We start from the raw sequence: 15,401 nt of genomic DNA, 5'->3' as shown, positions 1-15,401 counted from the left end.
TTATGTCAAAGATTCACGCCGCAATTACGGCTGTAAATGGTTACGTTCCGGATTACATCCTAACCAACAAAGAATTGGAAACAATGGTCGACACTAACGACGAGTGGATCGTTTCCAGAACGGGAATCAAAGAGCGTCGCATCTTAAAAGGCGAAGGGCTTGCTACTTCAGATCTTGCTGTACCTGCCGTTCAAGGTTTATTGAAAAAAAGAGGCATAGCTGCTACAGATATTGATCTCATCATCTTTTGTACCAGTACTCCAGATATGCTGTTCCCTGCCACAGCTAATATTCTTGCCGATAAAATTGGAGCGACCAATGCTTGGGGATTTGATCTTCAGGCTGCATGCTCAGGATTTTTATTCGGTTTGAACACGGCAACGCAATTTATCATTGCCGGTACACACAAAAAAGTACTCGTTATCGGTGCAGACAAAATGTCTTCGGTCATCAATTATCAAGACCGCAATACCTGTATCCTATTTGGTGATGGTTGTGGTTGTGTCCTATTGGAACCTAATGAAGAGGGTTTAGGTATACAAGATGCAATTTTAAAAACCGATGGTTCTGGGGGACAATTTTTGAATATCAAAGGTGGTGGATCACTTAACCCAGCCTCGCATGCAACGGTAGATGCCGGATTGCACTATGCCTATCAAGAAGGCCGCACAGTATTTAAATTTGCGGTAACCAATATGGCAGATGTTGCGCACGAAGTGATGGTCAAAAACAATCTTAAATCGGAAGATATCGCGTGGTTGGTACCTCATCAGGCCAATAAACGTATCATTGATGCTACAGCAGAGCGCGTGGGATTGCCGGATGAGAAGGTCATGGTGAACATTCAAAAATATGGTAACACAACAAGTGGTACAATCCCTTTGTGTTTATGGGAATGGGAATCGCAATTGAAGAAAGGAGATAATCTTATCCTTGCCGCTTTCGGCGGTGGTTTCACTTGGGGATCCATCTATTTAAAATGGGCGTATTAATTGTCCATTTTATGGTATAATTTATTACTTTTGACAGTTAGAATTTTTTAGAAACAAACAAAACCTAGAATACTATGGGTATGGATATCAAACAAATTCAGGACTTGATTAAATTCGTTTCAAAATCAGGTGTGAATGAAGTCTCGATTGAAGAGCAAGATTTTAAAATTACAATAAAAACAAATCAAGAGCCTACGTATGTAACAGCTTCTGTTCCTGCTGTTGCCCCTATCGCTGCTCCTCAAGTTGCGCAAGCAGCGGCACCAGCTCCTGTAGCTAGTCCTGCAGCGCCAGCCGCAAATGCAGATGCAAACTTGATTACAATCAAATCACCAATGATCGGTACATTCTACCGTTCGGCAGGACCTGGCAAACCGTCTTTCATCAATGTTGGTGATGATATCAATACAGGTTCTGTATTATGTATCGTTGAAGCAATGAAATTATTCAACGAAATTGAATCTGAAGTTTCAGGTAAAATCGTTAAGATTTTGGTAGAAGATGCTCAACCTGTTGAGTTCGACCAGCCATTATTCTTAGTTGAGCCTAAATAATTTACAATTGTGTAAATGAATATATGTAGCCTCCAAAGGGCTACATTTTTTTGCAAACTTCATAATTCAAGACAATGTTCAAAAAAATATTAATTGCAAATAGAGGAGAGATTGCCCTGCGCATTATCCGTACCTGTCGTGAAATGGGTATCAAAAGTGTTGCAGTATATTCTACTGCTGACCGAGATAGCCTACACGTAAGATTTGCGGATGAAGCCGTTTGTATCGGTCCTCCTCCAAGTAGAGACTCTTACTTAAACATTCCGAATATTATTTCTGCTGCCGAACTGACAAATGCTGATGCAATCCATCCAGGATATGGTTTCTTATCCGAAAATGCGCGCTTTTCAGCAATATGTGCAGAATATGGCATCAAATTTATTGGTGCTACAGCCGAACAGATCGAGAAAATGGGTGATAAATCCCGTGCTAAGGATACCATGAAAAAAGCTGGTGTTCCTACAGTGCCCGGATCTGAAGGTTTGATCTCAAATGTAAAAGAAGGCATTTCATTAGCCAATGAAATCGGTTATCCTGTTATCATCAAAGCAACTGCTGGTGGTGGTGGTCGAGGAATGCGTATCATTTGGAAAGATGAAGAATTCGAACCGGCGTGGGATTCTGCACGTGTTGAATCAGCTGCGGCTTTCGGTAATGATGGAATCTACCTTGAAAAATATGTAGAAGAACCTCGTCATATTGAATTCCAGATTGTAGGTGATCAATTTGGCACTGTATGTCACCTATCTGAACGTGACTGCTCAATTCAACGCCGTCACCAAAAATTGATCGAAGAATCTCCATCTCCATTCATGACTCCTGAGTTGAGAGCCGAAATGGGTGAAGCTGCTGTCAAAGGTGCCAAAGCGGTGAACTATGAGGGCGCTGGTACGATCGAATTCCTGGTTGACAAACATCGTAACTTCTACTTTATGGAAATGAATACCCGTATCCAGGTAGAACATCCAGTAACGGAAGAAGTCATCAATTTTGATTTGATCAAAGAACAGATTAAAGTGGCAGCAGGAATTCCTATCTCGGGAAAAAATTATGAACCGCAGATGCATGCCATTGAATGTCGTATCAATGCAGAAGATCCTTTTAATAACTTCCGCCCTTCTCCAGGTAAGATCACGAACTTTCACTCACCAGGTGGGCATGGAGTACGTGTAGATACCCATGTATATTCAGGATACACCATTCCGCCTAATTACGATTCGATGATTGCGAAATTAATCACTGTGGCACAAACGCGTGAGGAAGCAATCAGCACTATGGAAAGAGCACTAAGCGAATTTGTCATTGAAGGAATCAAAACAACCATCCCTTTGCACTTAAGATTGATGCGTGATCCTAATTTTAGAGCAGGTAATTTCACAACGAAGTTTATGGAAACTTTTGACCTAACTGAATATCCTGTAGAAGATTAAATAAAATTATCTTTACACACATAAAAAATACCATTCTTTACAATAAGAATGGTATTTTTGTTTCCAAACAATTTTTATGAGTACACCTAATTCGAAAGATCTTATACAAGCTATTAAAGATAAAGGGAAGAACATAGAAGCAGAGATGTCGTTCTTTGACCACCTTGAGGTTTTAAGATGGCATTTGGTCCGTTCGGCAATTGCGATCTGTATCTTTGCAGGTATTGCTTTTACATTCTATGATTTCGTATTTAACGATATCATCATGGGGCCAAAGAATCTAAATTTTTGGACTTATCGCATGATGTGTAAAGCAGCCGACGCTTTTAATCTGGCAGACTTTTGTGTAAAAAAAATTCCTTTTAATATCATCAATACTGAACTAGCAGGTCAATTTATGCTTCAGATAAACTCCTGTTTATTGATGGCTTTGATGATGGGCTTTCCTTATCTCCTTTTTGAAATTTGGTTATTTGTAAAACCAGCTTTAACAGACGTAGAAAGACGATCTGCCCGTGGGTTTGTATTTTATGCTTCGCTATTGTTTATTTTAGGGGCACTCTTCGGATACTACATTGTTGTACCATTATCCATCAACTTTCTAGCAAATGTATCGCTGAGTGATGAAATCGTCAACCAGATTACCATTGATAATTACCTCTCGACCATTTCAACTTTAACATTGGGCTGTGGTATTGTCTTCCTACTTCCGATACTGGTATTTATTCTCTCTAAAATCGGTATTATGACTCCGGAATTTATGCGAGCCAGCCGTCGTTATGCAACAGTCATTATTTTAGTGATAGCTGCGGTTATTACACCTTCGGCAGATATAATCACCATGCTGACAGTTGCGGCACCAATGTTCCTATTATATGAAATCAGTATTATGGTTTCTGCGGATGTTAAAAGAAAAAAATTAGCACAAGAAAAATAAAATAACAATAAAAATGAGCAGCGTAAAGAAAATTGCAATTGGAAGTGACCACGCGGGTTTTGACTACAAAACAGCTTTGGTAAGCTTTTTGAAAGAATTGGGTTATGAAGTAACAGATTTTGGGACAAATTCTCCAGACTCAGTTGACTATCCAGATTTCGCACACCCAGTTGCATCAGCAGTGGAAAATAAAGAAGCAGATGCCGGAGTTTTAATTTGTGGCAGTGCAAATGGAGTTGCCATCACAGCCAATAAACACCAAAATATTCGTGCTGCTATCTGCTGGTTAGAGGAAATCTCTGCTTTGGCCCGTCAGCATAATGATGCTAACGTAGTGTGTATCCCAGCACGTTTTATCGATCTTGAGCTTGCTAAAAAGATTATCAATACATTTATAAACACAGCATTCGAAGGTGGCCGTCACGCTAATCGGGTAGACAAAATCGCTTGTAGCTGTTAATAAATTAACATATTTTAAGATGCGGATGAAAGGTAAACAATACTTTTCATCCGCTTTTTTTTATATATTGTGCAGATACTGAACGTACTTACATCTATCTGTAAGAAGATAGCGGCGGTGGAGCCAACTGAAAACTCAAGATAAAGCTTACAAACTAGTAACAGTAAAAAATAAACAATGAAAAAAATATACAACCTGCTTTGGATCGCATGCGTGCTGATGAGCTGTGCTAAAGCACAGGACGTAAACAGTAAATATGCGGAGGAAATCACCGTAGAATCTACGCAAAAGCATCTACGCACCTTAGCTTCTGTTGATTTTGAAGGCAGAGGAACGGGGCAAAAAGGCGGACGCCTGGCTGCAGAATATATTGCCAATGAATTTAAAAAATATGGCCTTACTGCACCTGTCAATGGATCTTATTTCCAACCCTTGCAGCTTATTCGAAATAGCTTCAAGGTAAAGCAATTTAGTATTAATGAGAGACCTTTTCAACATGGCAAAGATATTTTTGTCATTGGCAACAATGAAAACAAGTTTTTCGAGGGTAGTGAAATTGTTTTTATTGGCTATGGTATTGATGATCCCAAATATTCGGATATCGCTGGTATGGATCTCCATAATAAGATTGTTATGCTAATCAATGAGCATGAACCAACGGATGAAAAGGGTAATTCATGGATTAGCAGCACAAAGACTCCGTCTAACTGGTCGACAACCAGAAATAAAAAAGTTAAGGAAATCCTTAAACACAATCCTAAGATGATATTGGCTATTAACAGTCAATTATCTCAACTTTTGGAAGATGCTGGAGACCGGGCTACAGAAGGACGCTATAATTTAGCGATAGATCAACCCGCACCGGAGAAGTCGCCTATGATCCCTGTTGTCAATATTACTGATCATGCAGCCAACTATGTTTTGAATCTAGCGCGAACTAACCTTGCCGCTATAGTTTCAAAGATTAATCGATCTGGACAGCCAAGTTCTTTTGTTATTCCTACTAATTTTAAAGCCGAGTTTGGCACCAATGCCACTACTCTAACTGACCCAAATATTCTTGGTTACCTGGAAGGAACAGATAAAAAAGATGAAGTCGTGGTGATTGGAGGCCACTATGACCACGATGGAATAGATTCCAAAGGAAATATCTTCTTTGGGGCCGATGACAATGCCTCGGGCACAACGGCTGTTCTCGAGTTGGCACGTGTTTTTTCAAAGGCTAAATCTGCTGGAAATGGCCCTAGGCGCAGTATGTTGTTCATTACCTACGCTGCAGAGGAAAAAGGATTATTAGGATCCAAATTTTATACCGAAAATCCAGTGTTCCCATTGAAAAATACTGTAGCCTGCATTAATATTGATATGATTGGTCGTGTCGACGATAAGCATCTCAAAGGAAATCACAATTACATCCATGCGATTGGTTCGGATAAATTGAGCTCGGAGTTGTATCAAATCAATAAGAATGAGAATGAGATGCATACGAAAATGGAGATCGACTACACCTATGACAATCCAAAGGATCCCATGCGTTTGTATTATCGTTCAGATCATTACAACTTTGCAAAAAAAGGTATACCCTCAGTCTTTTATTTTTCGGGATTGCATCCGGACTATCACACACCTGCGGACACCTATGACAAGATCGATTTTCCCTTGATGGTAAAGCGCGAGCAACTTGCATTCTTTACTGCATGGCAAATTGCCAATCGGGAAAATCGCCTCGTTGTTGACACCAATAAGGAATAAGACCGAATTATCCGCAGCAATTAAAATTATTTTACCGTATAAAAAAAGGCAAGTGAACAAAGGTTTACTTGCTTTTTTTATACGGTAAAATGACCTTTAGGATAAACATTTTATGGGTAATTATTGTTAACTTTAATACAAAAAACAAGTATAATTTATGGCTTTTGTAGATTACTATAAAGTGCTTGGCACTGATAAGACAGCCTCAGCTGATGAGATCAAAAAAGCATATCGAAAACTAGCCCGCAAATACCATCCTGATGTCAACCCTAACGACAATGAGGCCAAACAAAGATTTCAGGAGATTAATGAGGCAAATGAGGTATTATCTGACCCTGAAAAGCGTAAAAAGTATGACCAATATGGTGAGCACTGGCAACATGGGGAGGAATATGAAAAAGCGCAACAGCAATACCGCCAATCCCAGTCGGCTGGAGGCAATCCATTTGGCGGAAACAGCGGTTCTTACGAATATACCGGAAACTTTGACGACGGCCAATTTTCTGATTTCTTTGAACAGATGTTTGGGAGCAGAGGTGGTGGCGGACGGCAAAGCACATTCCGTGGACAGGATTTTAATGCCGAACTCAGCTTATCTTTACAAGAGGCTTACACCACCCATTCACAAACATTTAATATCAACGGAAAAAATATCCGTATCACGATTCATGCGGGAGTCGAGGATGGACAAAAAATCAAACTTAAAGGTTATGGAGGCGATGGTATAAATGGTGGTCCAAAGGGAGATCTCTACATAACAATCAACATCGCGCCCGATGGTCGTTTTAAACGTCAGGGAAGCGACTTGTATACAACACTTGACATCGATCTCTACACCGCTATCTTAGGCGGCGAGGCTACGCTAGATACATTCGGTGGAAAAGTAAAATTAAAAATAAAAGCTGAAAGTCAAAATGGTGCAAAAATGCGTCTTAAAGGAAAAGGTTTTCCTGTGTATCGAAAGGAGGGCGAATTTGGAGATCTATATGTTACATTGAATATACAAATGCCGAGTAATCTGACTGCCGAAGAAAAAACATTGTTTCAACAATTGAAGGATCTAAAGAAATAATATTATGGAAACGACACTTATAAGAGTCATAGACTTCTGTCAGTCTAGAAAGGTTGAAACAACCTTTTTGGAAACCATGGTGGAATATGGCCTCATACACATCGTCATTCAACAGGAAGAACAATATATCGATGAAGACGATCTTCAGAAACTGGAACGTTTTTCAAATCTCTATTACGAGCTAGAAGTGAATCCTGCCGGAATTCAGGTGGCCAGCCATTTATTGGAAAAAGTGGAGCAGCTTCAAAATGAAATCTGGCATTTAAAGAATAAATTAAAATCNNGATTTTAATTTATTCTTTAAAATTCGACATCTCGCTCTGTATTTACTTTGGTCTGCCAAACAATTTTATCTTTCAAAGTCGTGTACAGAATTTCATAATCTCCTTTACAGGTGACAAAGGATCCATAAAAATCATTGGGCTTCATCACACGATAAACAACCAATTTTCTTTTCCCCTCAACCACACCATAGGCTTTCATTAACATAAAGCCTGTTTTGTTTATCTTTTCTTCAGGAATTTTATAATCCAAATGTGAACGGCTAATACCGTCATCTGGGCATAAAATTTCGGTACGGCTCGGTGTAAACTTATAACGATCGCGATACATGGCCACATTCGACATTACGATATCCTTAGCCCATGCAACGTCGGTAAAATTCTCGGGGACGAGAAAAATCAAAGACACCATTTTTTCTTGCCAAAGGCGGCCGTTAAAAGGGATGACAAAATGAAGCAACTTCTGCCTTTTAAACGTTGTGATGTTATAAAAATATCGACCTTCTTTATGCTGCTCACGTTGAAAAGAACTTAGATTCAGCAGATGGTTTTTCTTTCCTTTTACATTTGGTGAATTGTTCACTATGGCAAGCATATCATAGCTATATTTCCCCGCTAAATGTCCAGAAAATAGCACGCTGTAAGCAGTGTCCGAATATCGCAAGTGGCGTAACACCTTGCGAAACCTACGCGTAACTTTATCGGCATTGATTGGACTCGTATTGCCTTGCCAATTTTTATCCTCCATAATATCATCCCCTAAAAATACGGTGAGCTCTTTATTGAGATTAACAAAATATTCGTCTCCCTCGACAGCAAAACCGTTAGGAACGACCTGATAAGATTTACATGAAGAGAGCGTCGCAAAGGCGATAATGACATAGAAGACTCGGATGATTATGGTGTGCATAATATAATACTTGATGTTTTATTTTGCTAGATTAAGACGAATGGGCAATGTATAGGCAACTCGTACTGGTTTACCGCCGACGAGCGCCGGTTTCCATCGCTTTGCACGTTCCATGAGTTTCAACGTTGCTTCTTTGGTGCCATAACCGAGATCCTTTTTTACTTTAATATGGGATAAGCTACCATCTATTTCAATAATAAAATTGACTTCAATCATACCACTGACATCATGTTCCACAGCCTGTTTTGGAAACTGAAAATTATTGCCTACCCAAATCATAAATGACTGCATTCCTCTTTCTGGAACTGGCTTCACTTCGACCTGATCAAAAGGCATCGTATCCGATTGTTCATTGGACTGTATGTGGCTACGCTTTGTTTGTTTAGGCGGGTAGGTCTGATGATCGAATGTTGCCACCTGCTTAACCCCTGACTCAACAGCTAAAACCATTCCTTTTGCCCTACTCGTATTGAATACTAAAGTAGATAAGGTTATCAAAAATAGCATGGGTAACACCGTTACATATAACAGGCGCTGTCTCGGGTTCGATTTATCTTTAAATAACATCCTGATGCGCAACTTTAAAAACGAATGATTCGAAAATTCTTGTGAAAAAACCAATTGGTCTGTTCGCAATGCATGAGCGACCAACATTTCTGCATAGGCCACCTTATCGGCAGAACAAATTTCATCTACAATATATTCATGTTGAAACCGTATTTCTCTTTGAAGAAAATAGACAACAGGATTGAACCAATTGAAAATTTTCAGGATCTCAATCAATAGCAAGTCGTATGAATGCCCCTGTTCAGTATGGATCTGTTCATGCCATGCAATATTTTCCTTGTTGTAGGTCAATCTCCCGATTACAATCCTATTAAAAAAGGAAAAACTTAGGTGATCAGGCGAAGAACGCAATACCCGAAAAAGATAGCTGATTCGGACCATTAGGAAAAGGCAGGCGAGTATCACCCCTATCCAATAAATCTTTACAATTATATCTAAAAAAAATAAGGGCTGTTCAATTGAGCTTCCAATTCCTATATCCACATATGTTCCCAGATCGATCTTTACAAGATGTTTGGAAATCAGCTCAGTCTTTGGTAATTCAATAAAAATACCTACCGGAGCCAATAGCGAAAATATGGACATTCCGATGAGATAGATCCGATTCCATTGAAAAAAAGTGAGCCTTCTAAAAATCAGTTTATAGAGTACAAAACTGATAATCAATGAAACATTGACAATCAATAAATAAATCATAATCAAAAAGTTTATAAAGGTTTTGGTTGTTACTTATTACGTTCAATTATAGACAGGATTTCATCAAGTTCCCTAACGTCTAATCTATTCTCTTCCAAAAAATAAGAAAGCATACTTTTGGGGGAATTATCAAAATAATTGGTTAGTAATTTTCCTGTAAGACCTTTCTTATATTCCTCTTTTGAAATCTTCGGTGAATACTGATGGCTTTTTCCAAAAGATTCATGCGTCACAAAACCCTTCGTTTCGAGAATACGAACGATAGTCGACACTGTATTGTAGGCAGGTTTCGGTTCTGGCAACCGATCAATAATCTCTTTGACAAAGCCACGCTCCATCTCCCAGAGCTCTTTCATAATTTGCTCTTCAGCTTTCGTTAACTCTTTAAAATCTTCCATAACCTCTATAGAATAAAAAAATACTGTAATAATAATACGTTATCTAAGTTAAAACTAAATATTTAGTTTCACAACTGTATTTTTAGTTTTAAAATAAATAACTGATAAACAATGCTTATTATTAAAGATTCGAATTTAATCTTCGAAGTTCTTCTTGCGTGAAGCTTTCAGTTGAGCTTGTTGCTTCTTTCTGTCTAACCTTTTTAAAATACTTGAATAAGGTATTCTTGTTTTCTTTCGGGCCTTTATTGGTACAAGCGCGGACTCCAAAATACGCCTAAAGCGATCGATTGCAATTTCTTTATTCCGAATCTGTGATCGATCGATATCACATTCCAGTTGCAATATTCCATATTTATTTATGCGATTTGCCAAAACTGTATAAATCATCGCTTTTTCTTCAACAGAAACAGCTGTGGAAACCTCGACATTCCACTGCAGCAATACTTTGGATGACACCTTGTTTACGTGTTGTCCACCTGCTCCGCCTGACCTGGAAAACTTAAACGTCAGTTCGCCTATTACTCCTTCTAAATTCATTTTTCTTTAAATGCTTCTTCTATCTTTTCCATTTTCTTTAGTAAAAAACCCAATTTTTCCACTTGGTCCCGTTGTACTTCGGCAAGTTCCTGCTCTTTGCGGATAATGAGGTGATCAATTTTCTCATGCAATTCCCTAATTTCGAGTTCGGCTTTTAAGTTAACCATATAATCATTTCTTGCCCGTTCGCGATCTTTATCTTCCTGCCTATTTTGGCTCATCATAATAACGGGAGCCTGTAACGCTGCCACACAGGACAGAATCAGGTTAAGTAAAATAAAGGGATAGGGATCAAAACCTTTATTATTTAACCAATAGATATTGGCTAAGATCCAAACGATCAAAAAAAAGATAAAAGAAATAATAAATACCCAGCTTCCACCAAATTCCGCCACTTTATCTGCAACTTTGTCCCCTAAGCTGATCGGTTCATTTGTATCCCCATCCAGACTCGCGCTGATTACCTTATTTTCCTTGAAGCTATCAATTACCTGTTGATCGAGTTGACTTAACTGTCCCGACTCATCCCTTAAAAATTCGGATATATAAGCTTCTTTGAACCGTGTCAACTCTGTGGAAGCGATGTATTTATCTTTACCAAAGCTCGGATACTCCTTTTTTATCAGTTTAAAAATTGGCTGTCGAATTGAAGCCCCCAAAATACGTTGTTCAGAAGGAAACTGCTGTCCTGAAATATCACTTATAAAGTTATCCATATACCGATTAAATGTCTATTTAAAGATAGCGCTTTTTAACCAATCAAAAAATTCACAAAACTATGGCAATTGGTTTTTGTTATTTTACGCATAAATAGTCGAAATTTGCAGCACAAAATTTAGGAATAAGCATGCTAAATTTTTCATGTTTTCTTGAAATGATTGAAGAAGACAATCGTTAGACTAAAATTGCTTCTTCGTTGTCTGATGAATAAATGTACTAAATATGCGATAAACATCGCATGTGTTTAGACGAAAATAGTCGGAATACTAACATGAGGTTCACGTTAGCCTTTAAACAAAATTGAACAGTGCATACTAGAGATGCAGTTAAATATACGCTCAGACATAATTACGCAGATGAAAATAGGAATTGTTTGTTATCCCACCTTTGGTGGAAGTGGTGTAGTTGCAACCGAACTAGGAAAGGCTTTGGCCGCTAATGGACATGAGATCCATTTTATTACCTATCGACAACCTGCACGGCTGGATTTCTTTTCTGAAAACCTATACTACCATGAGGTAGCTGTTTCGCAATATCCGCTTTTTGACTTTCTACCCTATGAATCTGCATTAGCCAGCAAACTGGTAGATGTTGTTCGTTTCGAAAAGTTGGATTTGATCCACGTCCACTATGCAATCCCACATGCATCAGCGGCATTTATGGCAAAACAGATCTTGCTTACTACCTATGGCATTAATATTCCGGTAGTAACAACCTTACATGGCACAGATATTACACTTGTAGGTAAGGACAAGAGTTTTAGTCCCGTTGTTACATTCTCCATCAATCAATCAGATGGCGTAACTGCTGTATCACAGAATCTAAAAGATCAGACGCTGGGATACTTTGACATTACCCGCGACATCAAGGTGATCCCAAACTTTATTGATTTGGACAGGTTCAGCAATAAAGACCGTTCACATTTCAAAAAAGCCATTGCTCCGGGCAATGAACGGATATTGGTTCATACGTCCAACTTCAGAAAGGTTAAAAATACTGAAGATGTCATTCGTATTTTTAAGAAAGTACATGATGTAATCCCTTCGAAGCTCTTAATGGTAGGAGATGGTCCTGAGCGTCGAAACGCAGAAGAGCTTTCGAGAGAACTTAATGTATGTCAAGACATACGTTTCTTGGGTAAACAAGATGCAGTGGAAGAAATACTGTCTGTATCGGATCTTTTCCTAATGCCTTCAAGCTCGGAAAGCTTCGGACTCGCAGCACTAGAGGCCATGGCCTGTCAAGTTCCGGTGATTTCTTCCAATACCGGTGGTTTACCTGAGCTGAATGAAAATGGTGTAACTGGATTTCTCAGTGCGGTAGGCGATGTGGATGACATGGCAAAAAATGCAATCTATATTCTCGAAGATGGTGAGCGTCTAGATAAATTTAAAGAAGCAGCATTAAATCACGCCAAAGAATTCCAATTGTCTAATATTATGCCTCTTTATGAACAATATTACCAAAAAGTCATTAGTGAAACAATAAAACCACAATAAATATCACTTTAAGTCCTAGGGGATAAAAAAAATATTTTATCTTTGACCTTTGGAAAATTTCCAAAAAAACAATTATGAAATACAAACGTATCTTATTAAAACTTAGCGGTGAATCCTTAATGGGTGACCAAAGCTATGGTATCGATATTAACCGCGTATCACAATACGCTAATGATATCAAAGAAATTCACGATCAAGGTTTAGAAATTGCAATTGTTATCGGTGGCGGTAATATTTACCGTGGTTTAAGTGCTGAAAAATCAGGAATGGACCGTGTTCAAGCAGACTATATGGGCATGCTTGCCACAGTCATCAACAGCATGGCACTGCAGGATGCACTTGAGAAAGTTGGGAAAAAGACACGTTTGCTTACTGCGATCAAAATGGAGCAAATATGTGAGCCCTTTATTCGTAGAAGAGCCGTTCGCCACTTGGAAAAAGGCCGTATTGTTATTTTCGGAGCTGGTACTGGAAATCCCTACTTCACAACGGATACTGCTGCATCTTTACGTGCGATCGAAATCAATGCAGATGCAGTATTGAAAGGAACACGTGTAGATGGTATTTACACTGCTGATCCGGAAAAAGATCCTAGTGCAACAAAATTTGAGGAAATATCATTCACAGAGGTTTATGAGAAAGGATTAAATGTCATGGATATGACTGCCTTTACCCTTTGTCAAGAAAACAAATTACCAATCATCGTATTTGATATGAACAAACCAGGCAATTTATTAAAACTTGCTAATGGTGAACATGTTGGAACTGTGGTTAAATAATTTAAATCTGTTAAAAACGTAATCTTATATGAACGAACTAATTTCAATTGAATTGGACGATTGTAAAGACAAGATGTCCAAAGCAGTTGCTCACACCGAATCCGAATTAACTAAAATTCGTGCCGGTAAAGCTTCTCCATCTATGTTAGATGGTATTTCAGTAGACTATTATGGTAGCGCCACTCCACTTTCACAAGTGGCAAACATCAATACGACTGATGCACGGACTATTGTTATTCAGCCTTGGGAGAAATCGCTTATCAACGCAATTGAAAAATCTATCACAGACGCTAACCTAGGCATCAACCCGCAGAACGATGGTATCGTTATTCGTCTGAATGTTCCCCCTTTAACAGAAGAAAGGAGACGTGATCTAGTTAAGAAGGTAAAAGAGGAAACTGAAAGAGGCCGTATCGGTATTCGTAACATCCGTAAGGATGTCAATGAGTCCATCAAGAAATTGAAAAATGATGGTGCGTCAGAAGATGAAATTAAAACTGCCGAAGGTGAAGTCCAAAAGTTAACGGACGCATTCATTGTAAAAGTTGATAAATTGGCTGAACTAAAAGAAAAAGATATCATGACTGTTTAAGTCTTCCTACTTAAATAGAAAAAAGGTCTGAAAGTATTCAGACCTTTTTTTTTATAAAGTCATCCGACACTAGTGATCCACCTTAACTCTCCAAAGACCATACTTATCCACTTATAAACTATTGCTTTCCAAATATTTAGTATTTTAAACTCAACGCATCTTTCAAAATATTCCTTGTTGCACCATTGATTTTTAAACAAATAATTGTACATTGTACACTAACAAGTAATCAATTATATGATGAACAATTCTCGCCGTCAATTTTTAAAGCAAGCTGGAATAGGTATTTCGGCAGCTTATCTGGTGCCCAACTTTATATCCTGTCAAAATAAAGCTGGGGCAATCAGCGACAATCCATTACAGAATATAGGCGTACAGCTTTATTCCATTCGTGATTTGATGGATAAAGACCCAAAAGGATCTTTAGAACAAATTGCCAAAATTGGGTACAAACACGTTGAGCTCTATGGGATCGACCCTACGGCTAAGCAGTTTTGGAAATTGCCCTACAAAGAGTTGAAGAAAATATTGGATGACAATGGTCTCAAAACACATTCAGGTCATTACGACATGGCCAAATACCTGAGTAAAGTACATACAGACAAAGAGGACATAGCTGTTTATTTTGATGCGGCAAAAGAACTTGGTCAAGAATATGTAATTGCTCCTGTAACCCCGATGTTCGATCTTAACGCATTGAAAAAAGACGATTATCTCTATGCTGCGGAGCAATTGAATAAAGCTGGTGAGCAGGCTAAAAAATTAGGTTTAAATATAGCTTATCACAACCACTTCTGGGAATTCAGGGATCTTGGAAATAATACAACCGGAGAAGAGGTAATGCTTGCATTTACCGAGCCAGACCTGGTTGATTTTGAGTTAGACCTTTTCTGGGCAGAGAAAGCTGGTAAAAACCCGATAGCGCTCTTCGAAAAGTTTCCAAATCGTTTTAAACTGTGGCATGTCAAAGATATGGACAAAACAAAATCCAATCCTATTGAGTGGCCTAAAGATGGGAATTTGCCTATCGAGCAAATTTTCAAGGATATTAAGTATACTGAGGTGGGAACAGGCAGCATCAATTTCCCTGAAATTGTCAAAGAAAAAAACAAATCGGGACTTAAATATGCCTTTGTTGAACAGGATAATATTGATATGCCAAATAAAATGGAGAGCCTTAAAAAGAGCTATGACTATGTTCAAGCATATCTTACTAAATAAA

At 38.5% G+C, this 15,401-nt stretch carries 17 protein-coding genes; 12 read left to right on the top strand and 5 right to left on the bottom strand.

All coding sequences use genetic code 11. The features are described 5' to 3' along the window. Positions 1 to 2 precede the first annotated feature (2 nt). The 8 genes from B3139_RS02790 to B3139_RS02755 all read left to right on the top strand — a co-directional run bounded on the left by B3139_RS02790 (position 3) and on the right by B3139_RS02755 (position 7,489). Entirely contained in the window at positions 3 to 992 is a 990-nt protein-coding gene (locus tag B3139_RS02790) for a beta-ketoacyl-ACP synthase III (protein WP_209581697.1), read from the top strand. A gap of 74 nt (positions 993 to 1,066) precedes the next feature. Beyond that, positions 1,067 to 1,546, top strand: coding sequence for an acetyl-CoA carboxylase biotin carboxyl carrier protein (gene accB / locus B3139_RS02785; RefSeq protein ID WP_209581723.1), 480 nt, complete (start codon positions 1,067 to 1,069; stop codon positions 1,544 to 1,546). Positions 1,547 to 1,620: 74 nt separating this feature from the next. Next, a complete protein-coding gene (gene accC / locus B3139_RS02780; RefSeq protein ID WP_209581726.1) occupies positions 1,621 to 2,976 on the top strand; it encodes an acetyl-CoA carboxylase biotin carboxylase subunit in 1,356 nt (451 codons plus the stop codon). Between the two features lie 76 nt (positions 2,977 to 3,052). Continuing rightward, positions 3,053 to 3,913, top strand: a complete 861-nt coding sequence (tatC, locus tag B3139_RS02775; RefSeq protein WP_209581730.1) for a twin-arginine translocase subunit TatC — start codon at positions 3,053 to 3,055, stop codon at positions 3,911 to 3,913. A 13-nt stretch (positions 3,914 to 3,926) separates the two neighbouring features. After that, on the top strand, positions 3,927 to 4,373 hold the full coding sequence (gene rpiB, locus B3139_RS02770) for a ribose 5-phosphate isomerase B (RefSeq protein ID WP_209581732.1): 447 nt from the start codon (positions 3,927 to 3,929) through the stop codon (positions 4,371 to 4,373). Between the two features lie 177 nt (positions 4,374 to 4,550). Next, positions 4,551 to 6,125, top strand: coding sequence for a M28 family peptidase (locus B3139_RS02765; RefSeq protein ID WP_293879632.1), 1,575 nt, complete (start codon positions 4,551 to 4,553; stop codon positions 6,123 to 6,125). A gap of 157 nt (positions 6,126 to 6,282) precedes the next feature. Next, a complete protein-coding gene (locus B3139_RS02760) occupies positions 6,283 to 7,197 on the top strand; it encodes a J domain-containing protein (RefSeq protein ID WP_293879631.1) in 915 nt (304 codons plus the stop codon). A 4-nt stretch (positions 7,198 to 7,201) separates the two neighbouring features. Beyond that, positions 7,202 to 7,489, top strand: coding sequence for a chaperone modulator CbpM (locus B3139_RS02755; RefSeq protein WP_293879630.1), 288 nt, complete (start codon positions 7,202 to 7,204; stop codon positions 7,487 to 7,489). Between the two features lie 8 nt (positions 7,490 to 7,497). On the opposite strand, the gene B3139_RS02750 is transcribed toward B3139_RS02755, so the two are convergent. The 5 genes from B3139_RS02750 to B3139_RS02730 all read right to left on the bottom strand — a co-directional run bounded on the left by B3139_RS02750 (position 7,498) and on the right by B3139_RS02730 (position 11,305). Next, positions 7,498 to 8,388, bottom strand: coding sequence for a hypothetical protein (locus tag B3139_RS02750; RefSeq protein ID WP_293879629.1), 891 nt, complete (start codon positions 8,386 to 8,388; stop codon positions 7,498 to 7,500). Between the two features lie 18 nt (positions 8,389 to 8,406). Continuing rightward, entirely contained in the window at positions 8,407 to 9,651 is a 1,245-nt protein-coding gene (locus B3139_RS02745; RefSeq protein WP_293879628.1) for an energy transducer TonB, read from the bottom strand. Between the two features lie 29 nt (positions 9,652 to 9,680). Next, the gene (locus B3139_RS02740) at positions 9,681 to 10,049 is read right to left on the bottom strand and encodes a BlaI/MecI/CopY family transcriptional regulator (protein WP_293879627.1); all 369 of its coding nucleotides are present in this window, start codon (positions 10,047 to 10,049) and stop codon (positions 9,681 to 9,683) included. 135 nt (positions 10,050 to 10,184) lie between these two features. After that, positions 10,185 to 10,589 carry an alternative ribosome rescue aminoacyl-tRNA hydrolase ArfB gene (gene arfB / locus B3139_RS02735; RefSeq protein WP_209581763.1) on the bottom strand — a complete coding sequence of 135 codons (405 nt, stop codon included), beginning with the start codon at positions 10,587 to 10,589 and terminating at the stop codon, positions 10,185 to 10,187. After that, entirely contained in the window at positions 10,586 to 11,305 is a 720-nt protein-coding gene (locus B3139_RS02730; protein WP_209581766.1) for a DUF1003 domain-containing protein, read from the bottom strand. The genes arfB and B3139_RS02730 overlap by 4 nt, the downstream gene beginning before the upstream one ends. A gap of 360 nt (positions 11,306 to 11,665) precedes the next feature. Here B3139_RS02730 and bshA point away from each other — a divergent pair, with 360 nt between their 5' ends. From bshA to B3139_RS02710, 4 genes are all read left to right on the top strand, one after another. Next, the gene (gene bshA / locus B3139_RS02725) at positions 11,666 to 12,808 is read left to right on the top strand and encodes an N-acetyl-alpha-D-glucosaminyl L-malate synthase BshA (protein ID WP_209581770.1); all 1,143 of its coding nucleotides are present in this window, start codon (positions 11,666 to 11,668) and stop codon (positions 12,806 to 12,808) included. A gap of 74 nt (positions 12,809 to 12,882) precedes the next feature. Further along, the gene (gene pyrH / locus B3139_RS02720; RefSeq protein WP_075991132.1) at positions 12,883 to 13,587 is read left to right on the top strand and encodes a UMP kinase; all 705 of its coding nucleotides are present in this window, start codon (positions 12,883 to 12,885) and stop codon (positions 13,585 to 13,587) included. A gap of 28 nt (positions 13,588 to 13,615) precedes the next feature. Beyond that, positions 13,616 to 14,179: a ribosome recycling factor gene (gene frr / locus B3139_RS02715; protein WP_209581773.1), complete on the top strand. Its 564-nt coding sequence runs from the start codon at positions 13,616 to 13,618 to the stop codon at positions 14,177 to 14,179. Positions 14,180 to 14,416: 237 nt separating this feature from the next. Then, complete coding sequence (locus B3139_RS02710; protein ID WP_293879626.1) at positions 14,417 to 15,400, top strand: sugar phosphate isomerase/epimerase family protein; 984 nt, start codon at positions 14,417 to 14,419, stop codon at positions 15,398 to 15,400. Position 15,401: the final 1 nt, after the last annotated feature.

Source organism: Sphingobacterium sp. UBA1498, from assembly GCF_002325125.1.
GTDB lineage: Bacteria > Bacteroidota > Bacteroidia > Sphingobacteriales > Sphingobacteriaceae > Sphingobacterium.
This window is presented reverse-complemented; position numbering and strand designations above follow the sequence as displayed.

Bases quoted from the DNA above. Each gene is read 5' to 3' on its own strand.
- B3139_RS02790 (WP_209581697.1), top strand. From the start codon at position 3: ATGTCAAAGATTCACGCCGCAATTACGGCTGTAAATGGTTACGTTCCG.
- accB (WP_209581723.1), top strand. From the start codon at position 1,067: ATGGGTATGGATATCAAACAAATTCAGGACTTGATTAAATTCGTTTCA.
- accC (WP_209581726.1), top strand. From the start codon at position 1,621: ATGTTCAAAAAAATATTAATTGCAAATAGAGGAGAGATTGCCCTGCGC.
- tatC (WP_209581730.1), top strand. From the start codon at position 3,053: ATGAGTACACCTAATTCGAAAGATCTTATACAAGCTATTAAAGATAAA.
- rpiB (WP_209581732.1), top strand. From the start codon at position 3,927: ATGAGCAGCGTAAAGAAAATTGCAATTGGAAGTGACCACGCGGGTTTT.
- B3139_RS02765 (WP_293879632.1), top strand. From the start codon at position 4,551: ATGAAAAAAATATACAACCTGCTTTGGATCGCATGCGTGCTGATGAGC.
- B3139_RS02760 (WP_293879631.1), top strand. From the start codon at position 6,283: ATGGCTTTTGTAGATTACTATAAAGTGCTTGGCACTGATAAGACAGCC.
- B3139_RS02750 (WP_293879629.1), bottom strand. From the start codon at position 8,388: ATGCACACCATAATCATCCGAGTCTTCTATGTCATTATCGCCTTTGCG.
- B3139_RS02745 (WP_293879628.1), bottom strand. From the start codon at position 9,651: ATGATTTATTTATTGATTGTCAATGTTTCATTGATTATCAGTTTTGTA.
- B3139_RS02740 (WP_293879627.1), bottom strand. From the start codon at position 10,049: ATGGAAGATTTTAAAGAGTTAACGAAAGCTGAAGAGCAAATTATGAAA.
- arfB (WP_209581763.1), bottom strand. From the start codon at position 10,589: ATGAATTTAGAAGGAGTAATAGGCGAACTGACGTTTAAGTTTTCCAGG.
- B3139_RS02730 (WP_209581766.1), bottom strand. From the start codon at position 11,305: ATGGATAACTTTATAAGTGATATTTCAGGACAGCAGTTTCCTTCTGAA.
- bshA (WP_209581770.1), top strand. From the start codon at position 11,666: ATGAAAATAGGAATTGTTTGTTATCCCACCTTTGGTGGAAGTGGTGTA.
- pyrH (WP_075991132.1), top strand. From the start codon at position 12,883: ATGAAATACAAACGTATCTTATTAAAACTTAGCGGTGAATCCTTAATG.
- frr (WP_209581773.1), top strand. From the start codon at position 13,616: ATGAACGAACTAATTTCAATTGAATTGGACGATTGTAAAGACAAGATG.
- B3139_RS02710 (WP_293879626.1), top strand. From the start codon at position 14,417: ATGATGAACAATTCTCGCCGTCAATTTTTAAAGCAAGCTGGAATAGGT.